The organism is Pseudolactococcus hodotermopsidis (assembly GCF_011170085.1).
Lineage (GTDB): Bacteria > Bacillota > Bacilli > Lactobacillales > Streptococcaceae > Pseudolactococcus > Pseudolactococcus hodotermopsidis.
On sequence record NZ_BLLI01000006.1, the window covers coordinates 27681 to 47263 of the forward strand.

Genomic DNA, 19583 nt, shown 5'->3' on the forward strand with positions numbered 1-19583 from the left:
CATTTTATGTTTCGACCTACTTAAGACATTATCACTTTCGAATGATAAAAACTTAAATGTCAAGTTTAGAACCCTTGACATTTAAGCTAAAATTAAGTAAACTTAGGAAGTAAATAAATTTTCAATCAATTCTAAAATTTATATTGGAGAGAAATATGAAGAAATCTAAAATTATTGGCTTAAGCCTCCTTTCAGTTGCAGCGCTCGGTGCTTTTGCAGCTTGTGGCAATGATAAAAAATCTGACACAAGTTCAAACACAAGTTCAGATACAAGTAAAGCATATGCTTACATTTATGAGGCTGATCCAGAAACGTTGGATTATACCTTTTCGGGTCAACGTTATACGACTGAAAATACAGCGAATTTTGTTGAAGGCTTAGTGTCTTATGACCAATATCGTCAAATCATTCCAGCACTTGCTGAATCTTGGGAAGTTTCAGAGGATGGTTTGACTTATACTTACCAAATTCGTGAGGGCGTCTCATGGGTTGATGCTGACGGCAATGAGTACGATGATGTTAAACCATCTGACTGGGTAACAGGTTTAAAACATGCAGCTGACTCGAACTCAGAAACGCTTTATTTGGTTGCTGATTCAATTGTCGGTCTTGCTGACTATGCTAGTGGTAAGGAGACAGACTTTAAAAAAGTTGGCATTAAGGCAGATGATAAAAAAGGAACTTTGACTTATACTTTAAATATGCCAGAGTCGTTTTGGAATTCAAAAGCAACTTATGGGATCTTGCAACCAATCAATGCTGAATTTTTGAAAGAAAAAGGCGCTGATTTTGGTAAAGTTGCCGTAGATAGTATTCTCTACAATGGCCCTTATATTGCAACTAAATTTGACAATAAGTCGGCTATTGAATATAAAGCTAACGAGAGTTATTGGGATAAGAAAAACGTTCATATTGATTCAATCAAGTTGTCATACTTTGATGGTTCAAAATTAGAAGAGCTTTATAAGGGCTTTGAAGATGGCAAATATACGCGTGCCGTTCTTTATCCGTCAATGCCGTATTATAAAGAGGTTGATTCATCTGAGATTATCTGGACACCACAAGATGCCTATACTTATTTTGGTTACTTTAACTTAAATCGTCAAACCTATGCTAATACAGCCCATACAGATGATGCTGCTAAAGATAGAACTAAAAAAGCCCTCTTGAATAAAGAGTTCCGTCAGGCGTTTAGTTATGCGATTGATAAAGAAAAATTTATCGCCCAAAGAACGGGTGAAGAAGGTGGCATTAAAGGCCTTCGTAATACAATACTTCCTTACGACTTTGTGACCATTGCGGGCAAAGATTATGGGAACACAGTTCAAACAGAACTTGAAGATTTGAACCCTGTTTGGAAAACTCTTTCTGTCAAACAAGCTGAAAGAGGCACTTACAACGTTGATTTAGCTAAGGCAACATTTGCCAAAGCAAAAGAGGCTTTAAAAGCAGAAGGTGTAACTGTTTCAAAAGAAGCGCCAATTGTTCTTGATGTTCCAGTTCGTGAAACAGCTACGACGACTATCGCCTCTTGGGCATCATTGTCGAATACGCTTAATACCGTCTTTGATGGTGAAGTGAAGATTAATTCAATCAAACTTGCAGAAGATCCTTATCTGCAAGCTGCGTTCTCATTTAAAACAGCAGCGGAAGCTGATTTTGATTTCGCTATCTCTGGTTGGGGGCCTGACTATGCAGACCCATCAACTTACTTAAATATCTTTGGTCCTAAGTCAGGTGACATCTTTATCAAACTTGGTCTTGAACCAGAAGTATCACTTGAGGGTGAAGATGCAGGTAAAGCTGTTAAAGAGGCAATCAATATCAATGAGTATCAAAAATTGCTTGACAAAGCATCGGCTATCTTTGATGACAATGATAAACGCTATGAAGCCTATGCTAAAGCTGAAGCTTGGTTGCTTGATAATGGGATTGTGACACCTATTTACTCAGGTGGCGCACAACCAATGATGCAAAAAGATATACCATTTACAAAAATTGACTCTAACAATGTCGGTGGAACAACTTATTCATTTAAATTTAGAGAAGTTGGCGACCAACCTTTGACGGCTGCTGATTATGAAAAAGCGCTAAAAGAATGGAAAGCCAAAGTTGAAGAAAAAGCAAAAGAAGCTGATAAATAAGCTTAGTTAATTTGTCAATGAAGCGAAGGAGAGACTGGATTTTCTGGTCTCGATTTTGCGTTATTTTAGTAAAGAATGGTTTATAATATGAAAAAATATGTGTTATTTAGACTACTAAGAGCAACTATCTCGATTGTGGTTGTGACAACAATTATTTATGCTTTGATTTTCAGTTTGATTCCGCGCCGTAATATTTTTACATCAGACGAACAATATGCCAGAGTAGCTGGGAAGGCTGACCCGCGCCGTGAATATGAAAATGTGACTTATGAGCGTCAAGGGTATATTGATTATCTCAGTCAAAAAGAATTGATTGCTAAATTAAAAGCAACAGCGCCCAATTTTGATGGCACTGATACCAAGGAAAATCTTGCTGCTGCTAAAGCTTGGGCAAAATCTGCCAAGGGAGATTGGAAGATCGAGCAAATGCCAACTTCTAAGACGATTTATGCGACGAAAGAAATTCCAATCTGGCAACGTGTTGGCAAGTTTTATGCGAATTTGATTCAAATTGATCATCCTTGGAAAATTCAAGACAAATCAAATCCTGATTTGAAACGTTATCTCAAATTCACAGCTGATAAAAGTGGCGGTCCTGCGTTGATTGGCAGTGGTACTAAGTATAAATATCTGATTTATTTTGACGGTCATTTTCCGTTTATTCATCAAAATATCATCACACTTAACCTTGGACAATCTTATCCAACCTTTAGTGGACGTGCCGTTACGGAAGTTTTGACAAGTGGTCAAGGCGAAACAGTCACACGTGAGATTACTTTACCTGATGGTAAAACGATGAAAACGTCAATGGATATTCATTCAGCAACTTACCAAAGTCCTAAAAATCAAAGTTCTCGGATGAAGAGAATCTTTAAAGACGATTATACGAATGTCAAAAATGTCTATACCGACCCGTCAATGATTGGCAATTCACTGCGAATTGGTGTTGTCGGTGTGATTTTGGCTTATCTGATTGCGATTCCGATTGCGATTTTGCTTAGCCGTTATGCTGGTAAGTTGATTGATCGTTTGGGACTAATTTTTATCACAGCTTTGATTGCTTTGCCTAGTTTGGCAGTTATCTATACGGATCGTTTTGTTGGCTCACTTTTTGGCTTACCTGACTCGTTTACAACATTTGGCGCTTCTGAAGTTAAGAGTTATATCTTACCAACGATAATTCTTGCTTTGCTCAATGTCCCAACGCTTACGATGTGGATTCGACGTTATATGATTGACCAACAGTCATCTGATTATATCAAATTTGCGCGTGCTAAGGGGCTTTCTGAGAAAGAAATTTCACAAAAACATATTTTGAAAAATGCGATGATTCCTATTTCAAATGGCATTCCATCAGCAATCATTGCAATGGTTGCGGGTGCAACAATGACAGAGTCAATCTTCTTGATGCCTGGTATGGGTAAAATGTTGCCAGATGCGATTAAGGCGCACAATAATCCGATGGTTATCGGCATTACTTTCATCTTGACCTCATTAGCGGTTATCGCCGTGCTATTGGGAGATTTGTTGATGCAAGTGATTGATCCACGTATTCAATTATCAAGTAAAGGAGGGAAGTAAAAATGACAGAAAAAGAGTTATTCGAGTTTGTCGATGCCAAAGATAACGAGTCGGAAAAAATTTCAGCCCCCTTTTATTCTTACTGGAAAAGTGTCGGTCGTAAATTTTTCTCTTCTAAATTAGCGGTTGCCATGCTGATTCTACTGGCATTTCTTCTCTTGATGAGTTTTATTCAACCATTATTTTCGGGTTATTCGGTCATTAATTCAGGTAAAATTGATGATTTTAGTTTACGTTACAATTATCCAAATGCTAAAAATTGGTTTGGGACAGATGCAACTGGACAATCACTTTTTGATGCGATTTGGGCTGGTGCAAAAACTTCCATCTCAATTGCGGTGCTTGCAACGCTCATCAATACTTTCATTGGTGTGATTGTCGGCGCAATTTGGGGCATCTCAAAAAGTGTTGATAAAGTCATGCTTGAAGTTTACAATGTGATTAACAATATCCCTCTAATTTTGATTTTACTTGTTTTTTCATATGCCTTTGGTTCAGGTTTTTGGAATTTACTTTTAGCAATGTGTGTGACTTCTTGGGTTGGTGTGGCTTATACGATTCGTGTGCAAGTCATGATGTATCGTGATCGCGAGTATAATATTGCCTCAAAAACATTGGGCACAAAAGCGGTAACGATGATTAGTAAAAATATCTTACCCTATTTGATTTCAGTTATTGTGACAATTATCAGCGGTTTATTGCCTAACTTTATCTCATATGAAGTCTTTTTGAGTTTCTTAGGTGTTGGTTTATCAGCTGATACGCCATCACTTGGGCGTTTAATTGCCACCTATACGGATAATATCACTAATCATCCTTATCTTTTCTGGTTTCCAGTTATTGTTTTGGGACTTGTGACGATTTCACTTTATCTCGTTGGTCAAACACTCGCAGATGCAAGCGACCCACGCACTCACCAGTAGAAAAGGAGAAACTTTATGTCAAATAAAAAAATTATCCTTTCTGCAAAGGATGTCAGTGTTGAATTTCAAGTTCGTAAGCGCACTTTACGCGCCATTCGCAATATTTCTATTGATTTGCATGAGGGCGAAACTTTAGCGCTTGTTGGTGAATCAGGCTCAGGTAAATCAGTTTTTACCAAAGTTTTTACAGGTATGCTTGAGGCAAATGGTTCAGTTGCAACAGGTGAGGTGACTTATGGGGACGTCAACTTAACTAATCTCAAAACAAATGCTGAATGGGAAAAAATTCGTGGTGGTGAGATTTCAACGGTTTTTCAAGACCCAATGACCTCACTCAATCCAATCAAAACAATCGGTAGCCAGATTTCAGAAACGATTATCAAACATCAAAAGAAAACAAAAGAAGAGGCTAAGGAAATTGCCATTGATCTGATGAATCGTGTTGGTATTCCTGAAGCTGACAAACGTTATGATGAGTATCCTTTCCAGTATTCTGGCGGTATGCGACAAAGAATTGTTATCGCTATTGCGCTATCGTCACGCCCGAAAGTGCTGATTTGTGATGAACCGACAACGGCGCTTGATGTGACGATTCAGGCGCAGATTATTGCCTTGTTGAAAGAACTCAAAAAAGAATACGGTTTTGCTATGATTTTTATCACGCATGATTTGGGTGTTGTTGCCTCAATTGCTGATAAAGTTGCGGTCATGTATTCGGGTGAAATTATTGAGTACGGTAGTGTTGAAGATATTTTCTATGACAGTCGCCATCCTTACACATGGGCTTTGTTGTCAAGCTTGCCACAATTAGCGACAACTGACAAACTTTATTCGATTGCTGGCACACCACCGTCTCTTTATTCTGAGATAAAAGGCGATGCCTTTGCCCCTCGTAATCCACAGCCTATGGCGATTGACTTTGTTAAATTGCCACCGAAATTTGCCGTTAGTGACACGCATTGGGCAAAAACGTGGTTGCTTGACGAACGTGCGCCAAAGTTGGCTAAACCTGAGGGGATTCAGGGGTTGCATGAGAAAATGATGGCGCTTTATGTTAAGGAAGGTGGGGCAAGTTAATGGCTGAAAAATTATTAGAAATTAAAGACCTCTCAATTTCATTTGGCGAAGGTAAACATAAAAATATTGCTGTTAAAAATGCCAATTTTGATATTTATAAGGGCGAAACTTTTGCCCTTGTAGGGGAGTCAGGATCTGGTAAAACGACAATTGGGCGTGCTGTTATGGGTTTGAACAACATTGAAAGCGGCGATATTATCTTTGATGGCAAGAAAATCAATACCAAATTGTCCAGTGCTGAAAAAGTGTCGCTGATTAAAGACATTCAGATGATTTTTCAAGATCCAGCTGCTTCGCTCAATGAACGTGCAACCGTTGATTATGTGATTTCTGAGGGGTTGCATAATTTTCATCTCTACAAAGACGAGGCGGATCGCAAGGCAAAAGTTGAGACTATGCTCAAGGAAGTCGGACTTTTACCTGAACATTTGTCGCGTTATCCGCATGAATTTTCAGGCGGTCAACGGCAAAGAATTGGCATTGCGCGAGCGCTTGTTATGGCACCGCGCTTGGTCATTGCTGATGAGCCGATTTCAGCGCTTGATGTTTCAATTCGCGCGCAAGTGCTCAATCTCTTGCAACGTTTGCAAGAAGAAAAAGGGTTGACTTATCTTTTCATTGCGCATGATTTGTCAGTTGTTCATTTCATTTCTGACCGCATTGCCGTGATTTATCATGGCGATATTGTTGAAATGGCGGAGACTGAAGAATTATTTAACAATCCAATTCATCCTTACACCAAATCATTGTTATCAGCCATACCAATTCCTGATCCAGTGCTTGAACGTGCTAAGGAATTGATTGTCTATGACGACTCGATTCATGATTACACGACAGATAAACCAAGTTTCCAAGAAATTAAGTCAGGGCATTTTGTTTGGGCAAATGATGCAGAAGCTAAAAACTATCAGGAAATGTTGTAAGATTAGAAAACAGATGATTTTATTGTCTGTTTTTGTAATTTTTCCCAAAATAAGGTAGAATAGTTTTATTGAAAAGAACGAGGATGATATGTCACAGGAAAAAACAAACGAAAATAACGGTATGGGGAGTGTTATAGCGGCACTAGCTGCGAATATTTTGGTTGCGATTAGTAAATTCATCGCTTTTTTCATCTCAGGTTCGGCTGCCATGATGAACGAGAGCATTCATTCCTTGGTCGATTGTAGCAACCAAATTCTGCTCCTTTTCGGCGATAAGCGCGCTAGAGCTGGGGCGAGTGAGCGCCATCCTTTTGGGGAGGCGCGTGCCAAGTACTTTTTCTCGACGATTGTTGCCATGATGCTCTTTTTCGGCGGTGGTGCGCTTGGCGTTATCGAGGCTGTGGAAAAGCTCTCGCACCCCGCGCACGAGATTTCAAACACGGGGCTTGTGATTGGTATCTTGATTTTCGGACTGATTGTTGAGTGTAGCAGTTTGCGTGTCGCTTTTAAGGAAATCTCTGAGCTTAATACTGAGAAGTTACCACTTTTTCATTTTTTGCGCGAAAGTCGTCATAGTGAGGTTCTGATTATTTTTACAGAAGATGCCTGCGCAGTGGTCGGACTGGTGTTGGCATTACTCGGGACGGTGCTTTCGCAGCTCACTGAAAATGCTTTTTGGGATGCCTTTTCGGGTTTGCTGATTGGCCTTTTGCTCATGGCAGCAGCAATTTTCCTAGCTGTCGAATTTTACAGTCTCCTTGTTGGTGAGTCTGCAACCAAAGCCGACATTGCCAAAATCAAATCAGCCTTTGAGCGCCCAGAAATTGACAAGTTGATTGATTTGAAAACGGTGCATTTGGGACCAACAGATATTTTAGTTGCTGCGAAAATTGATGTTGTTGCCACTTTTGATGCTAAAACATTTGACCTAATCAATGACATTGAAGTTGAAATTAGAAAAAGATTGGTCGGTTATAAAGTTTATATTTACATCGAAACCGATACATTTGATGCGGATTACAAGCAAAATACCTAAAATTAGGTGTTTTTTTATTTAAAATACACTCTGAAATTTATAAAAATAGGCTTGCGTAACCGCTTACATATTTATATAATATAATTGTAGGTAATAAAGAGTAGCTCTAAAAATTCAGTTTTCAAAATTTCATTAATGCCTTGTAGTCAGCTTCTTGAAGTTTGAACAAGCAATTTTTGGCGCTTCTCCATCATTTTTAAAACTTGGAGGTAATCAAATTGAAGAAGAAAATGACAGGCTTGTTTTTGGGAACTATGGCACTTGGTTTGTCGCTTTTTGCAACGACGACAGTTGGGGCAAAAGAGATCAAAATTGATATTGTTCACACCAACGATGTCCATGGTCATGCGGGCGCTTGGCCTTATGTTAAGGGCTTGGCTAATCAATTGCGCGTGACAAATCCAAATAATGTCTCAATCATTGATGCAGGCGATGCGTGTGCAGGGACAGCATTTGCCTCAATGTCAGACGGGCTTGATGTGGCGCGTGCCATGAATAGAGTTGGCTACGATGCCATGGTTTTGGGTAATCATGAGTTTGCGATGGCAACGCAAACGTTGAAAAACATTGTCAATGAAGCGAATTTTCCGATTCTTGGGGTCAATGTTGTGCAGCAGGTGCCAGATTTGCTGACTCAGATTCCTGAAATTCAAGGTTATATTATTAAGGACTACAATGGTGTTAAGGTCGCTTTTCTGGGGTTGACGACTTCTTCCACGAGTGAGACGATTTCTGGGAAAAAGCAGTCACAGGGCGATTATCGGGTGGAAGTGATTGAAAGTCTGAGAAATCAAGCGAAAGCTGAAGGTGCTCAGATTTTTATCGGTGTGTCGCATTTGGGCGATACTGACCCAGAACCAACGATGAGAAGTACTTATATTGCTGAAAAATGTCCGTGGTTGACGGCGATTATTGATGGGCATAGTCATACTGAGCATCCAAACGGCGTTTTGCATGATAATGGTGTCCTAGTCGGTCAAACGGGTGAATATGGCAATAACATTGGCGTGATGTCTTTGACCCTTGATAAGAGTGAAACTGATGCAACGGTCAAAGTTTTGGCAAAAAGCGATCGACTGATCAAAATCATGGAAAAAGATGTTCCTGTTAATAATAGCATTACACCAGATACCGAAGTTAAAAATTTCGTTGATGAAGTCAACGCTAGAAATGAAGCGACTTTAAGCGAGGTTATGTTCACGACGCCTGTTGAGTTGATTGGTGACAAGCCATTGATTCGGTCACGGGAAACGAATTTTGGTGATATTGTGGCAGATGCTTATCGGGTTGCAGGCAATGCTGATATTGGTTTTGCAGCAGCGGTTACGATTCGGGCAAATGCGGCAGCAGGACCGATTACCTATGGTCGTCTGCTAGAATTGCTAGGCTCAGAACAACGTCTTTTAAAATATCATGTGACAGGTCAAAAAGTTTGGACGATGATGGAGCGCGCTTTGAGCGAGTATCCAGCGGTTTGGAATGATTTCCAACAAATTTCAGGCATGGTTGTTGAATTTGACCCAACGAAAGAAGGCGGAAAACGGATTTACCGAATCACAATGGCTGATGGTAAACAGATTGATTTAAAGAAAACATATTCAATCATTTTACGTGAAGATATGATCTCAAATCCTGATAATACAGGCGATTTAGAAAGTTTACCACGAGAGTCTGTTGGTACAGTTTATCCAAAATTCATCGAGTATGCTAAAGCACATGCACCATCTTTCAAAGCAGAGATTGACAATCGCTTGCTTGTTGTCGATATGGATAAGTTGAAGGCTGAAGAAGCAGCCAAGCAGCAAGAAGAACAAGGCAAGGATGAGCCTAAGGAGACTGATAAAGACAAGGCATCTGACACGCCTATCCCACCAACTGGATCTGACAAAGGCAGTGATAATACGGGGCAAAGTCCAACTCAACCAACCAAAAATTTAGGTGGAAAAACAGCTGTTTTGGTCAAAAAAATTGCAGAGAATCCGTTATTTTTAGTAGTAATTGTAACTGCTCTTAGCGGTTTGGGCTTTATTTTTAAAGCGAGAATGTTGACAATAAAAGAAAAGTAAACAATACCAAATTAACTAAAAGTCAGTCTAAAATTAGGAGTCTGAAAATCGGCTTCTGATTTTGGTATAATGAGAGATGAAAGGAGAATTGCCGTGACATCAGATGACAATTTTCGTCGTAGCGACCATTTGCGAAAGAAGAAACAGAAGCAAAAAAGTAATTGGTATGCGAGTCTCGGTATGATTTTACTTTTGCTTTCAGTTTTGATTTCATGTGTTATCTATTTTCAAAAGGCTGATGTGTCAACGATTAAAAATTTAGGAGAGGCTAAATCTTCGCTTGAGAGTGCTTCTGAAAATTCTTCTCAAGCTGAACAACCAACTCAAACAATATCTCAGATCGAAGATGCGCGATTTGCACAAGCATTGACCCAAACAGAAGTTGCGAAAATTGCTCAGTTGCCTGATATTGATGATGCAGCAGATGAGACAATTATTGGGCGAGTTATTTGTCCAGAAATTGGTCTTGATTTGCCGATTTGGCAAGGGATGGGAATAGGAGACGGCGAGCCGAGTGATGAGCCAACGTCTCAATATCAGCGTTTTATGAAAGCTGTTAGTGTCAAAAAAAATCAAGTTTTAGGACGAGATAATTTTGTTCTTGGTGCGCATACATCGTTTTTTGACTCATCTGATAAATATTTTAATCCACTTTTAAGTCAAAAAAATGATAATTTTGAAGAAAATCCGCAGTTGGAAAATTTGAAACTTCACAATGGTAGTGTGATTTATGTTAAGCAAAATGTTGACCAGTGTGAGTATAAATTTAGAGTTTCAAAAATTGTGGCTGACTATGGTCAAGAAATTGACGGAGAAGTGGTATTCACACAGCTCAATGATGCGCATAATGATTTTAAAAACCGTCCACAATTGACTTTATATGCGTGTACGGATAAGCTAGGCAGTGGTCGACTGATTGTTCAAGCAGAATTAGTTGGGACTTCTGAAATAGATTAGCTAGTTTTCATGCTAATTTAAATAAAAACAAACGCCATTTAAATATTAAAAATGGCGTTTGTTTTTATATCATTTTCTGAAAAGCTAAAATATCAGGGTCAAGAATCTGACCATTTTCAATAATTGTTGCTTGTATCAAAACATCATTTTCAATACTAGAAATCAAATCATCTAAGTAAGGTAAAATCGCTTTGGAAATGCTTTTTGATGCCGTTTTATAAAGCAAACTAGGTGTATGGTCGACAACGTAGTGTGTAATCTGCTCAACCTTGTAAATCGGCTTGGTGAAAGTCGTAATCCGAGAGGTTTCAATACCTCCCCCCGCATCTGCTGAGATGTCAATAATCAGCGCACCAGGGTTCATCAAAGAAAGGTCAGCTTGTGAAATCAAATGGTCACAACGGTTGACGTCCCAAAGACTAGCATTGACAATAACATCATAATCACCAAGCGTATGTGTCAGTAACTCCTCCTGATTGCGCCGAATCACGGTCACATCGGCGCCTAAACCTTGTAAAACGCGTGTTGCGCCAAAAGCGACACTACCACGACCAATGAGCGCAACCTTGGTATCATAAGGCATTTGCCCAGTTAGTAGAAAAGCGTGCATAATTGCCGCCTCGCCTGCAAGTTCGTTATTGCGCCAAAATGTGTGCTGATTGTCCTCGCTCATATGTTCCCAAGCAATAACACGAACACCTGTTTTAGCGAGCGAAGCCGTGATTTTAGCGCTTTGCGTGGCATGAATCCAACCGAAAACTGTTTGGTGCGCCTGTAAATTATCTAAAATGTCTGAATCGCCGATTTTCGGCTCGCACACAATGTCTTGCGCAAGCGTTTCCTGTCGTGAGACGATATGCGCACCCAAACTTTTATAGATGTCATCTGGAATACCGAGAGTTGTCCCGTAATTTTTTTCCAGATAAATCTGTTTGGGATGTGCCAACTGCGCTAAATCCTGTGGCAGCAAGGCAATCCTCTGTTCATGTTCTTTGTGACTCTTGAAAAATCCGATTGTTTTTAATGAATCCATAGTTCTCCATTCGTCGAACAGATACGTGAAGGACAGCTTAGAAAGCGATATTATATGCAGTTATTTAAATAATAGGTAGTTGCGTATAATTTGTAGAGTTATCCTTTTTTCTGTAAAGGTTCTGATACTATTGTAACACAATTTATTAAAAAATACTTTTATTTCCTAATCATGCTTTTGTTATTTTTTAAACTAAAATTTAAAAACAACTCTAAATCTAAGTAAGTTGATTTAGAGTTGTTTTCAACGGAAAAATGGATTAGACAGGCGTTCTGTACCAATCGTTGTTTGCGGACCGTGTCCGGGAAAGACTTTGTAATCACTGTTGAGTGGGAAGAGTTGGGTTTGGATAGCTGTTTTTAGTGTTTCTAAGTCGCCAGTATTTAGGTCAGTTCTGCCGATTGTGCCAGAGAAAAGCGCATCACCTGTAAAGACGAGATGTTCTTTTTCAAATACGAAAGAAACGCCACCTTGGGAGTGTCCAGGTGTTGCAAGGACAGTGAACGCAAAGCCTGATAGGTCATAAGTTCTGCCAATCTCAAAAGTATGTTCTGCAGCATTGACCACAACATTTGGCAACTCATCGTGACGAGAGAGACCTGAGAGGTTGAGTTCAGGCGTGTAGAGCCAGTCAGCTTCTAGCTCGCTGACATAGACGGGCGCACCAGTTTCAGCACGAACGGCTTCAACACTCATGATGTGATCGTAGTGAGTGTGCGTGAGGAGAATCGCAGCGACAGGTTTTGCTGTGGTGCGAATAACCTCTAAAATCTTATCGCTATCATTACCAGGGTCAATGATGAGGGTTGCTGTATCATTGGTCAAAAAATAGGTGTTTTCATAGGCGATTGGGTTGGTTATCATTTGAATCTTCAGTGTCTTTTTCATAGTTACATTATACCAGATATTAGCTCAAAATTAGCCTATAAAGTATTATGTGGTATAATAGACTTAACAAAAGATAGAAAACGAAACTTATGACCAAATATGCCGTGGTGGATTTGGAGGCGACAAGCGCCAGTCACACCAGTAAAATTATTCAGATTGGAATTGCCGTGGTCGAAAACGGTGAGATTATTGAAACTTATCAGACTGATGTCAACCCACATGAGCCGATTGACCATCATATTACGATGTTGACAGGTATTACGACTGCGCAGGCTCACAGTGCGCCGAGTTTTTCGGCTGTTCTAAGAAAGATTGATAATATTTTGCGCGGTTGTGTTTTCGTCGCTCACAATGTTAAGTTTGACTACAATTTACTTGCTCGTACCTTTGCGCAACATGGTTTCAGGCTGACGATGCCACGTGTCGACACGGTCGAACTAGCAAGGGTTTTCTTCCCAACTCTGGAAAAATATGGGTTAGAGACCCTTTCACGTGTTCTGAATTTGCAACACGACAGACCTCATGAAGCCTTGTCAGATGCCTATGCAACGGCGAGATTACTAATAAAACTCCAAGAAAAAATGTCTCGCTTGCCGAAAAATGTTTTGGCAGAAATTGAAAATCATGCCGATAATCTTATTTATGAAACAAAATTAGTCATCCTAGAGCAACTGCCAAATGCGCAACGCAAGCACGCCGATATGATTAAAATCAACAATATTGCAACGCTAAAACCATTTTTCAGTGAAAATAAAAATCTTGTCAAAAAGAATTTCAGACAAAATTTGAAAGCACTCAAATTAGACGAACGTCCTAAACAACAAGAATTTGTCAGACTTATCAAGCAAGGTTTGGCTGTTCAAAGCGCGAGTTTTATCGAAGCGCCGACGGGTATTGGTAAGACCTATGCTTATTTGCTGACTTTGCTTGGTCAAGGCAAACAGCTTATTTTGTCTGTACCGACGAAAATTTTGCAAGATCAGATTATGTTAGATTTAGCACCGATTTTTAAAGGTAAGTTTGGTGTCAATTTTGCAAAATTACTAGGAACAGGTAATTATATTTCTTTAGAAAAATTTAGTAAAATCTTATATAAACGTGATGAAGGTAAGAATTATGAGATTTTCAAGATGAAAGTTCTTGTTTGGCTGACTGAAACAATGACAGGCGAGCTTGACGAGTTGAGTTTGTCAATGACTAGCCCGACTTATCTAAATGAAATTCGTCACACTGGCTATGTCACTGATTCCTTGCAACATACTGAGCAAGATTTTTGGCAATTAGCCCAACAAAAAGCGACAAATTCGCAAGTCATCGTGGTCAATCATGCCTATTTGACTGAGCGAATCATTGACCAAACAGCATTCTTTTCAGGCAAAGTTTTAGTTGTAGATGAAGCACAACAGCTCTTTTCGGTGCTTGAAAATGCGCAACAAAAGTCTGTCAAAGTTCTTGATGAATTGGTTAAAGTCAATATTCACACCTCTCAGCTCCATAAACGTTTGCTTGAAAGCCTGACACATCAACTGTCTCGTCGTCAGTTGGATATTGAAAAAATTCGATTGGATGCCAATGAGCTTGGTTTGACAGCTATCACAGATATTTTAAGCAATCCGACTGATTTTGTTTGGCTAAAAAACCATGTTTTGACCGCAAGCCCTGAAGATTTTCTGAATTTTTCAGCGCTGATTCCTGAAAAAACAAAAACTTTTCTGATTGGCGCAACCTTGTCAATGTCTGATAAAAAGCCGATTTTTCCTGAATTACTGGGCTTTTCTGACTATACTTTTGATAGCATTTCCCAAGAAGTTGCGGCTAATCAGCAAGTTTTTGTGGCGACTGACAGTGCTGATTTGACCAAGCTTTCGCCCTATCAGTATGCGCATTTTTTGGCACAGCGTATACAGGAGTTGCAAAAGCTCGAAAAGCCTATGGTTGTGCTTTTTACGAGTCATGAGTCTTTAAATTTGACAGCGGAAGTATTGCTAGATGCGGGAGTTGATTTTCTCAAACCTGAAATCAATAGTGATGCCAGTCGCATTAAGAAGAAATTTGATGAACGGCAAAATGCCATTTTACTTGGGAGCAAGAAATTTTGGGAGGGTGTTGACTTTGAACACCAAGATGAGCTTATTTTGCTTATCACACGTCTGCCATTTACAGTGCCAGATGATATTTTGATTAGAAAATATGCCAAACGTTTTAAGAATCCTTTTTACGATTTTTCAGTGCCACTTGCCACTTTGCAGCTTAAACAAGCTATCGGTCGTGTCAATCGCAGACAAAGTCAGAAATCAACAGTTATTATTCTCGACAAACGTCTAACTGGTAAGACCTATGCCAAGAAAATGGTCAAAAATTTGCGTCAAACTAATCGTGTTGATTTTGCAACTTTTACCGACATCATCAGACAAACTCGAAATTTTTTGCTATAATTGAAAGATAATGAAGAAAAAACGCATGACAAAAACGAGTCAAATTTGGATTGGGACATTTATGATTATCCTAGCTTTTTTGGTGGGAGTAATTATCTTTTTCGCACAAGCCACGAGTCCCTATACACAGGCTAAAGCTGATGCTATCCGTTTGGCTAAGGAAAAAACATCTGTTAAAACAGTGACAAACTTTTCAATTACAACAACTAAAACAAGCACATGTAGCTTGATTGGCGTAGATGCTGACAATCAAATAGTTGGTGTTTTGATTCCTGCAGAAGGTGGTGAGATTATCACGGTTAAATTGTCTGACAATAAAAGTAATTTGACAGAAAAAACGGCTAAATTAACCTTATATAAGGGCAAAGTAGTTTGGCAGACAGCTGAATTAGCGCTTTTTGATTTCGAGACAGGCAAGGAAATTAAGCAATAATCATAGTAAAATCGCCCTCAACAAGCATGAAGTCTGTTGAGGGCGATTTATTTCTAAACGTAAAAGTTCTCAATCAATCGTCATAAGAATGACTTCTCGACGTTCGGAGAAGTTGGCTTTGACTTGTTTTTCAATTTCTAATTTTAGCCGAGTTTTATTGCGTTTCTTGACAAAAATTAAAGCTGCACCTACCATCATAATCAAAACCGAAATTTCAAAACCAGTTATGAGCAGTGTGACCATCTTGGCTGAGCTACTCTTACCAGTTCGAGCGAATAAGTTTTTTTGTAGATACTGCCAGTCCTCTCTTGTGAAAGCAATCTCTTTTAACGTGCTAGCCTCAGGATCAAAGGCTTGACCATTAAGCTCAGAGATGTAAACAACAATCCTTGAACTTCTAGGGAATTTGCTCTCATTGGCATACAAATCCTTGAAGAGAATCTTGACATTGCCATCTGGCGAGAGTGGGAGCGTTTTACGAGTGATTTCATTTTGACCATCAAATCTGACGACGGTTACTTGACAGAGCGTTCCTTTCACATTCCACCAAGTGCTGACGGCTTTATCTAGGCTTTGATATTGAAGGTTACAACCATCAGTTGTTTTCTGCTCAAAAAGTCGATTATTATCTGGCAAATAAACACCGCTCTCGTTATTAGGCGCAAAAAATTCAGCCAAGGTATTTGACTGTTCATTAAAAATCGAAGATTCCGCTTGTACGTAGAGCGATAAAACACTTACCAATAATGTTGTCATAAAAATCAGAAGTGATTTAATCAATTGTTGCTTATTTATTTTCATAGTTTCTCAACTTTTATTATTTTGAATTAACAGGTCATGACAAGTCAATCTGAATTTTTTAGACTTACCTCTAACACTATTATATACCTAAGTTTGTTATAATAGAGAAAATGTCTCGAAAATGAAACATTTTAATTTATATCTAATTTAAGTGATTTTAAGACAAAAATTTCATAATATAATAAAAAGAATGGTAAAACTGCCTGATAAGAGATGATTTTTTCCTTTATTTTTGGTATAATCTTAAGTAATTAGAGTATTATAGCTTGGGGGAAGTCTAAAAACTAAGTTTGGTACTGTAATCATTTTAGAAATAGGAGTGACGTAACAATGGCATTATCAAATCTGGTCAATAATTTAGAAGAGTCGGTAACACTTTCGGCTTCTGCGCGTGCTAAACAGCTCAAAGCTGAAGGTCGCGACATTCTCATGTTGACACTCGGCGAACCTGATTTTGTGACACCGAACAATATTGCAACTGCGGCTAAAGAAGCTATTGATTCAGGAAAATCAAGCTTTTATACGCAAGCAGAGGGTCTGCCTGAACTCAAAGATGCTGTGGGGAGCTACTTTGAGCGTTATTATGGTTATGGCGTTTCGCATGAGCAAGTTGTGATTACGACTGGTGCGAAGTTTGCGCTTTACGCTTTCTTTGCGGCTGTTCTTGACCTTGGTGATGAGGTTATTATTCCAACACCATACTGGGTCAGCTATGCAGAGCAAGTTAAAATGGTTGGGGGCAAGCCAGTTTTTGCGGTCGCAACGCAAGAAAATAATTTTAAAATAACGACTGAGCAACTTGAAGAAGTTGTGACAGGTAGCACCAAAGTCCTCATCCTCAATTCACCGTCCAATCCGACAGGTGTGATTTATACGGCTGAGGAATTGACTTTGCTTGGCAATTGGGCAGTGGCGCACGGTATCCTTATCCTTGCTGATGATATTTATGGTCGTTTGGTCTACAATGCTAACCAGTTTACGCCGATTTCAACTCTTTCTGAAGAGATTAGAAATCAAACCATTGTCATCAATGGTGTTTCAAAAACTTATGCCATGACTGGTTGGCGAATCGGTTTTGCGACGGGAAATCCTGAAATTATTGGAGCGATGAGCAAGATTGTTAGTCAAACAACATCAAATCCGACAACTGTTGCCCAATACGCAGCGATTGAGGCTCTAAACGGTGACCAGACAGAAGCTGAAAATATGCGGGCAGAATTTGAAAAACGTCTAAATATGCTCTTGCCCTTAATTAACGAAATCCGTGGTTTTGAGGCAATCAAGCCACAAGGTGCTTTTTATCTCTTTCCAAAGGTATCTGAGGCCATGGCAATCAAAGGTTTCAGCAATGTGACAGCTTTTTGTGATGATATTTTGGAAAAGACAGGAGTTGCCCTAGTCACAGGTGCTGGCTTTGGCGCTTCGCAAAATCTGCGACTTAGCTATGCGACAGATTTTGAAACGCTTTTTGAAGCTGTCAATCGTCTCAAAGAGTATATGGGTCGAGAATTTTTCCGCTCAAACTTTAATGTCATGATGTATGTTGAAGATGTTGCTGAATCTGTTAAATTCTGGGGTTCTATTGGCTTTTCAGCGCAAATATTGGATGAAAATTCAGCTGACATCAAATCTAGCGCTGATGCGGATGTTACCTTTACCCTGTATAAAAAGGATATTGTCCGTCAAATCTCGCCTGAGGCTGCGGATAGTGTGCCGTCGCTCTTGCTCCAAACTGAAGATTTGGACGATTTGTATCAAAAACTTGTGGAGCTTAACCATGCAGCAGGTGAAATCGTTGATGCACCAGGTCTTGGGCGTGTCTTTAATTTTACCGACCCAGACGGCAACTTTTACGCCGTTCGTGAATCAAAATAAGATGCTTTATCAAGATGATTGCTAGTCTAGCTGTGAATTAGGAAAGTAAAATGACAAATTATACCTCAATTATTGACGTGAAAAATTACGTTGACCAAGAAATTACAATAGGTGCTTGGATCGCAAATAAATCGGGCAAGGGCAAGCTTGCTTTCTTGCAACTTCGTGATGGAACGGCATTCTTCCAAGCTGTTGCCTTTAAGCCAAATTTTATTGAAAAATATGGCGAAGAAGTGGGTCTTGCTAAGTTTGAGACGATTAAGCATTTGGCACAAGAAACATCTGTTCAGATTACTGGGTTTGTCAAGGCTGACGACCGTAGCAAATTTGGCTATGAGCTTGATGTGACGGATATTGAAGTGATTGGCGAGTCGGTGGATTATCCGATTACGCCCAAAGACCATGGGACTGATTTTCTCATGGATAACCGTCATTTGTGGTTGCGGAGTCGTAAGCAGCACGCGATTATGCTGGTTCGCAATGAAATTATCCGTGCGACTTATGAATTTTTCAATGCGCGTGGTTTTATCAAGATTGACAGTCCGATTTTGACAGGTTCTGCTCCAGAGGGGACGACTGAGCTGTTTGAGACAGATTACTTTGGTCAGCCTGCGTTCTTGTCGCAGACAGGTCAGCTTTATGCTGAGGCTGGGGCGATGGCATTTGGCAAGGTTTTTACCTTTGGGCCGACTTTTCGTGCTGAAAAATCTAAAACGCGCCGTCATTTGACGGAATTTTGGATGATTGAGCCTGAAATGGCTTTTACGACACACGAGGAATCGCTCGAGGTCCAAGAAGCTTATGTTAAACATATTATCAAGGCTGTTATTGACAATCAAACATCTGCTTTGACTGAGCTTGAGCGTGATATTACGGTGCTTGAAAACTATGTCAACACGCCATTTAAGAAGATTACTTATGATGATGCGGTGGCTTTGTTACAGGAAAATCAGGCCGATAACGACTATGAAAAAATTGAGTGGGGAGATGATTTTGGCTCACCGCATGAAACTTGGATTTCTAACCATTTTGGCGTGCCGACATTTATCCTCAACTATCCGAAAGCGATTAAGGCTTTCTATATGAAACCACATCCGACACGTGATGACGTGGTAATTTGTGCCGATTTATTGGCACCTGAGGGCTATGGCGAGATTATTGGTGGTTCTGAACGTGCGACGGACTATGAATATCTCAAAGAAAAATTAGTTGAATTTGGTCTGTCCGAAACAGAGTATGCTTGGTATCTTGACCTTCGCAAATACGGTAGCGTCCCGCATTCTGGATTTGGTCTCGGTCTTGAGCGTGCTGTGACTTTTATTACTGGCAATGAACATATCCGCGAAGCGATACCATTTCCGCGTTTGCTCCACCGTTTGAAACCTTAAAAATGATTTCAAAAACAGCTAGA

General features: G+C 39.6%; 15 protein-coding genes and 1 pseudogene. 13 read left to right on the forward strand and 3 right to left on the reverse strand.

The genetic code is table 11. The features are described from left to right. Nucleotides 1-155: 155 nt before the first annotated feature. The 8 genes from Hs30E_RS01955 to Hs30E_RS01990 all read left to right on the forward strand — a co-directional run bounded on the left by Hs30E_RS01955 (nt 156) and on the right by Hs30E_RS01990 (nt 10707). Nucleotides 156-2144, forward strand: a complete 1989-nt coding sequence (locus Hs30E_RS01955) for a peptide ABC transporter substrate-binding protein (RefSeq protein WP_172207568.1) — start codon at nt 156-158, stop codon at nt 2142-2144. 87 nt (nt 2145-2231) lie between these two features. After that, nucleotides 2232-3725: an ABC transporter permease gene (locus tag Hs30E_RS01960; protein ID WP_172207569.1), complete on the forward strand. Its 1494-nt coding sequence runs from the start codon at nt 2232-2234 to the stop codon at nt 3723-3725. A gap of 2 nt (nt 3726-3727) precedes the next feature. Beyond that, nucleotides 3728-4648: an oligopeptide ABC transporter permease OppC gene (gene oppC / locus Hs30E_RS01965; protein ID WP_172207570.1), complete on the forward strand. Its 921-nt coding sequence runs from the start codon at nt 3728-3730 to the stop codon at nt 4646-4648. Between the two features lie 15 nt (nt 4649-4663). Then, complete coding sequence (locus tag Hs30E_RS01970) at nt 4664-5725, forward strand: ABC transporter ATP-binding protein (protein WP_172207571.1); 1062 nt, start codon at nt 4664-4666, stop codon at nt 5723-5725. Continuing rightward, nucleotides 5725-6648 carry an ATP-binding cassette domain-containing protein gene (locus Hs30E_RS01975; RefSeq protein ID WP_172207572.1) on the forward strand — a complete coding sequence of 308 codons (924 nt, stop codon included), beginning with the start codon at nt 5725-5727 and terminating at the stop codon, nt 6646-6648. The genes Hs30E_RS01970 and Hs30E_RS01975 overlap by 1 nt, the downstream gene beginning before the upstream one ends. Before the next feature lie 88 nt (nt 6649-6736). After that, the gene (locus tag Hs30E_RS01980) at nt 6737-7684 is read left to right on the forward strand and encodes a cation diffusion facilitator family transporter (RefSeq protein WP_228461969.1); all 948 of its coding nucleotides are present in this window, start codon (nt 6737-6739) and stop codon (nt 7682-7684) included. Between the two features lie 218 nt (nt 7685-7902). Beyond that, nucleotides 7903-9750 carry a bifunctional metallophosphatase/5'-nucleotidase gene (locus tag Hs30E_RS01985; protein WP_172207573.1) on the forward strand — a complete coding sequence of 616 codons (1848 nt, stop codon included), beginning with the start codon at nt 7903-7905 and terminating at the stop codon, nt 9748-9750. A gap of 93 nt (nt 9751-9843) precedes the next feature. Continuing rightward, entirely contained in the window at nt 9844-10707 is an 864-nt protein-coding gene (locus Hs30E_RS01990; RefSeq protein ID WP_172207574.1) for a sortase domain-containing protein, read from the forward strand. A 64-nt stretch (nt 10708-10771) separates the two neighbouring features. Here the strand turns inward: Hs30E_RS01990 and Hs30E_RS01995 are convergent, their stop codons facing one another. Together Hs30E_RS01995 and Hs30E_RS02000 are read right to left on the reverse strand one after the other, a co-directional pair. After that, entirely contained in the window at nt 10772-11740 is a 969-nt protein-coding gene (locus Hs30E_RS01995; protein ID WP_172207575.1) for a N(5)-(carboxyethyl)ornithine synthase, read from the reverse strand. A 243-nt stretch (nt 11741-11983) separates the two neighbouring features. Next, the gene (locus Hs30E_RS02000; protein ID WP_172207592.1) at nt 11984-12616 is read right to left on the reverse strand and encodes an MBL fold metallo-hydrolase; all 633 of its coding nucleotides are present in this window, start codon (nt 12614-12616) and stop codon (nt 11984-11986) included. A gap of 101 nt (nt 12617-12717) precedes the next feature. On the opposite strand from Hs30E_RS02000, the gene Hs30E_RS02005 reads away from it, so the two are divergent. Next, nucleotides 12718-15063 (forward strand): exonuclease domain-containing protein, encoded by a 2346-nt coding sequence (locus tag Hs30E_RS02005; RefSeq protein WP_172207577.1) that lies wholly within the window; start codon nt 12718-12720, stop codon nt 15061-15063. A gap of 10 nt (nt 15064-15073) precedes the next feature. Next, a complete protein-coding gene (locus tag Hs30E_RS02010; RefSeq protein WP_172207578.1) occupies nt 15074-15496 on the forward strand; it encodes a cell wall elongation regulator TseB-like domain-containing protein in 423 nt (140 codons plus the stop codon). Nucleotides 15497-15565: 69 nt separating this feature from the next. Here Hs30E_RS02010 and Hs30E_RS02015 read toward each other — a convergent pair whose 3' ends face one another. Further along, nucleotides 15566-16297 (reverse strand): hypothetical protein, encoded by a 732-nt coding sequence (locus Hs30E_RS02015; RefSeq protein ID WP_172207580.1) that lies wholly within the window; start codon nt 16295-16297, stop codon nt 15566-15568. 330 nt (nt 16298-16627) lie between these two features. Between Hs30E_RS02015 and Hs30E_RS02020 the strand changes: the two are divergent. The 3 genes and pseudogenes from Hs30E_RS02020 to asnS all read left to right on the forward strand — a co-directional run. Beyond that, nucleotides 16628-17800: pseudogene (locus Hs30E_RS02020) on the forward strand (pyridoxal phosphate-dependent aminotransferase); the annotation flags it as partial. Between the two features lie 33 nt (nt 17801-17833). Beyond that, complete coding sequence (locus Hs30E_RS11485) at nt 17834-18172, forward strand: VOC family protein (protein ID WP_371864125.1); 339 nt, start codon at nt 17834-17836, stop codon at nt 18170-18172. Between the two features lie 50 nt (nt 18173-18222). Next, nucleotides 18223-19560 carry an asparagine--tRNA ligase gene (gene asnS, locus Hs30E_RS02025; RefSeq protein WP_172207583.1) on the forward strand — a complete coding sequence of 446 codons (1338 nt, stop codon included), beginning with the start codon at nt 18223-18225 and terminating at the stop codon, nt 19558-19560. Nucleotides 19561-19583: the final 23 nt, after the last annotated feature.

Bases quoted from the DNA above. Each gene is read 5' to 3' on its own strand.
- Hs30E_RS01960 (WP_172207569.1), top strand. From the start codon at position 2,232: ATGAAAAAATATGTGTTATTTAGACTACTAAGAGCAACTATCTCGATT.
- asnS (WP_172207583.1), top strand. From the start codon at position 18,223: ATGACAAATTATACCTCAATTATTGACGTGAAAAATTACGTTGACCAA.
- Hs30E_RS01955 (WP_172207568.1), top strand. From the start codon at position 156: ATGAAGAAATCTAAAATTATTGGCTTAAGCCTCCTTTCAGTTGCAGCG.
- oppC (WP_172207570.1), top strand. From the start codon at position 3,728: ATGACAGAAAAAGAGTTATTCGAGTTTGTCGATGCCAAAGATAACGAG.
- Hs30E_RS01995 (WP_172207575.1), bottom strand. From the start codon at position 11,740: ATGGATTCATTAAAAACAATCGGATTTTTCAAGAGTCACAAAGAACAT.
- Hs30E_RS02015 (WP_172207580.1), bottom strand. From the start codon at position 16,297: ATGAAAATAAATAAGCAACAATTGATTAAATCACTTCTGATTTTTATG.
- Hs30E_RS02010 (WP_172207578.1), top strand. From the start codon at position 15,074: ATGAAGAAAAAACGCATGACAAAAACGAGTCAAATTTGGATTGGGACA.
- Hs30E_RS11485 (WP_371864125.1), top strand. From the start codon at position 17,834: ATGTATGTTGAAGATGTTGCTGAATCTGTTAAATTCTGGGGTTCTATT.
- Hs30E_RS02005 (WP_172207577.1), top strand. From the start codon at position 12,718: ATGACCAAATATGCCGTGGTGGATTTGGAGGCGACAAGCGCCAGTCAC.
- Hs30E_RS01975 (WP_172207572.1), top strand. From the start codon at position 5,725: ATGGCTGAAAAATTATTAGAAATTAAAGACCTCTCAATTTCATTTGGC.
- Hs30E_RS01970 (WP_172207571.1), top strand. From the start codon at position 4,664: ATGTCAAATAAAAAAATTATCCTTTCTGCAAAGGATGTCAGTGTTGAA.
- Hs30E_RS01980 (WP_228461969.1), top strand. From the start codon at position 6,737: ATGTCACAGGAAAAAACAAACGAAAATAACGGTATGGGGAGTGTTATA.